A 2,558-nucleotide genomic window follows, 5' to 3' on the forward strand; every position below is an offset into this window, starting at 1 on the left:
TCGTCGGCGTGGGAAGCATGCCGCGCGACATCTTGTGCACGCCCTGCGCGCCGCCCTCGAACCGCGCCAGGCCGTTCACGATGCAATACTCAATGCCCTGCATGTAGCACGTCTCGAAATGCAGCCCCGAGACGAACTCTTTCGTGCCCCAGTATCGGCCGAACATCACGTCGCCGCCGATCATGTTCAGCGCACAGGCGAGCCGCTTACCGTCGGCCTCGGCGATCACGAGCAGCATGCTTTCGGGCGCGGCCGCATGGATCTGGCCGAAGAATTCACGCGATAGATACGGCGGATTCCAGTGCTCGCGGTACGTGTTCTCGTAGCAGGCGTAGAAGAAATCGAGCGCGGTTTCGTCGATCTGGACGCCGCGAAGCCAGGTGTAGCTCACGCCTGCATCGGTGACGCGCCGGCGGTCCTGCTTCACCTTCTTGCGCTTATCGTGGCTCATGGTAGCGAGAAACGCGTCGAAGCTCTCATAGCCGCCCGGCGCATTTTCCCAGTGAAACTGCACGCCTTCGCGCAGCATGTAACCCGCTTCGGTCAACGCTTCGAGATCCTGTTCCTGTGGAAACAGCACATGCAGCGACGACAACTCCAACTGCTTCGACAACTCGATCGCCCCGCGCGCCAGCATCACGCGCTCATCGTGCGTGGCGGCGATCAGGCGGGGACCGGTCACCGGCGAAAATGGCACCGCCGACAAGCCCTTCGGATAATACGGAATGCCGTTGCGCTCGAAGGCGTCCGCCCACGCGTGGTCGAAAACGTATTCGCCGCGCGAGTGTTTCTTGAGGTAGAGCGGCATGCCGCCGGCGAGTTTGCCGTCGCGCTTGAGCAGCAGGAAATGCGGACGCCAGCCGGTTCGCGCGACCGCGCAGCCCGTGTCCTGCATCGCCGAGAGGAATTCGTGGCGGACGAACGGGTTGTCGCCGGCAAGACGGTTCCATTCGTCCGGGCTCACGGTGTCGAGCGAATCGACCACATGTATTTCGACCGTGCGGTTCAACGGGCTTACCTCGCTTCGGGCTTGTTCGTGGCTATTGCCATGCGCTTGATGCAGCGCGGAATGGTTATTCTCGCCGAAGTCGCGGGTTTTTGTCGGAGCGGGGTTTATGAGTGAGGCTTGAGGGATAATGCGCGGCATCCGACGTCCACCTTCAGACTCATGCCCTGGTTCCTGTATCTCATAGAATGCGCCGACGGAAGTCTCTATACAGGGATTGCCACCGATGTCGATGCGCGTTTCGCCAAGCATCTGAGCGGCGACGGCGCGAGGTACACGCGATCGCGCAAGCCGGTTGCCGTACGGGCGTCGTTTGAACTGAGCGGCCGGGCTGAGGCTTCGCGGGCGGAGTATTGGGTGAAGCGACTGACGACGCCTAGGAAATGGAAGCTGGTCGCGGGTGAATTGACGCTCGTGGACGTGATGCCCGCGGAAGCCGAAGAAATCCCGCCGGTCGAGACATGAAAAACCGCCCGGTCCTGCCGTGAGGCAGGACCGGGCGGTCTTCGATACGTCAAAAGCTGGCGGCTAAGCTTACTTCTTGAAGTTCGCCACGCCTTCGGTAATTTCCTTGTGGGCTGCGTCCACGCCCTGCCAGCCTTCGACCTTCACCCACTTGCCCTTCTCGAGCGCCTTGTAGTGCTCGAAGAAATGCTTGATCTGATCCTTCAGGTATTCAGGCACGTCATCGACGGTTTTCATGTGCGCCGTCATTGGGCAGATCTTGTCGTGGGCGACTGCGACCAGCTTGGCATCGACGCCCGATTCATCCGTCATCTGCAGCATGCCCAAGGCGCGTGCGCGAACCACCGAGCCTGCCAGCAGCGGGAACGGGGTGATCACCAGCACGTCGACCGGGTCGCCATCGCCGGAAAGCGTTTGCGGAATGAAACCGTAGTTGGCCGGGTAACGCATGCCCGTGCCGATAAAACGATCGACCACGAGCAGGCCCATGTCCTTGTCCGCTTCGTACTTCACCGGATCGCTTTGCGCCGGGATCTCGATGATCACGTTGAAGTCCTGCGGAAGATCCTTGCCTGCGGGTACGTTGTTGAAGCTCATGTGCGCTCTCTTCAAAGTGGAAATTCGGGGTCGGGAAGTAGACGAACCAGACGGAGCCGGTACGCGGCGGAAACCAGGCTTTGCTGCGTTGCGGCAACCCACGCAAAAATTGAACGGCCGGGCCGCAACGCTGATTTCATGCCGCATACGCGCCCATCAAGCCGCGTATTTACGTCATTATAGCCAATCGAAGCGCGCACTCCGGCGTCACTACGCGTCCGGAAAAACAGCGTAAAGCAGGCTAGAAGCATCGTGTGCGGCATGGCCGTTGGCCCGGAAACGAACCGCGTGCGTCCATCCAACCAAGCTACGGAGACAGGAGTCAGGCATGGAAGAGGCAAAGCATTTCATCGGCAACAAGTGGGTTGCGGCGGCGAGCAACGAGACGATTCCCGTCCTCGATCCCTCCGATGGCCAGGTTTTCGCACAACTCGGCCGCGGCAATGCTGCGGATATCGACCGGGCGGTCCAGGCGGCGCGGCGCGCCTAA

General features: G+C 61.0%; 3 protein-coding genes and 1 pseudogene. 2 read left to right on the forward strand and 2 right to left on the reverse strand.

The window, feature by feature from the left end; genetic code table 11:
• On the reverse strand, window positions 1–1,009 hold a 1,009-nt coding region (locus tag ACRXB1_RS34365; protein WP_449494577.1), incomplete at its 3' end, for a GNAT family N-acetyltransferase.
• 159 nt (window positions 1,010–1,168) lie between these two features.
• On the opposite strand from ACRXB1_RS34365, the gene ACRXB1_RS34370 reads away from it, so the two are divergent.
• Window positions 1,169–1,471 carry a GIY-YIG nuclease family protein gene (locus ACRXB1_RS34370; protein WP_375508514.1) on the forward strand — a complete coding sequence of 101 codons (303 nt, stop codon included), beginning with the start codon at window positions 1,169–1,171 and terminating at the stop codon, window positions 1,469–1,471.
• Window positions 1,472–1,540: 69 nt separating this feature from the next.
• On the opposite strand, the gene ppa is transcribed toward ACRXB1_RS34370, so the two are convergent.
• On the reverse strand, window positions 1,541–2,068 hold the full coding sequence (gene ppa / locus ACRXB1_RS34375; protein WP_062000049.1) for an inorganic diphosphatase: 528 nt from the start codon (window positions 2,066–2,068) through the stop codon (window positions 1,541–1,543).
• A gap of 328 nt (window positions 2,069–2,396) precedes the next feature.
• Between ppa and ACRXB1_RS34380 the strand changes: the two are divergent.
• Window positions 2,397–2,558: pseudogene (locus tag ACRXB1_RS34380) on the forward strand (aldehyde dehydrogenase family protein); the annotation flags it as partial.

Source organism: Caballeronia sp. M23-90, from assembly GCF_053574605.1.

Coding starts and splice junctions, on each gene's coding strand:
- ppa (WP_062000049.1), bottom strand. CDS start 2,068: ATGAGCTTCAACAACGTACCCGCAGGCAAGGATCTTCCGCAGGACTTC.
- ACRXB1_RS34370 (WP_375508514.1), top strand. CDS start 1,169: ATGCCCTGGTTCCTGTATCTCATAGAATGCGCCGACGGAAGTCTCTAT.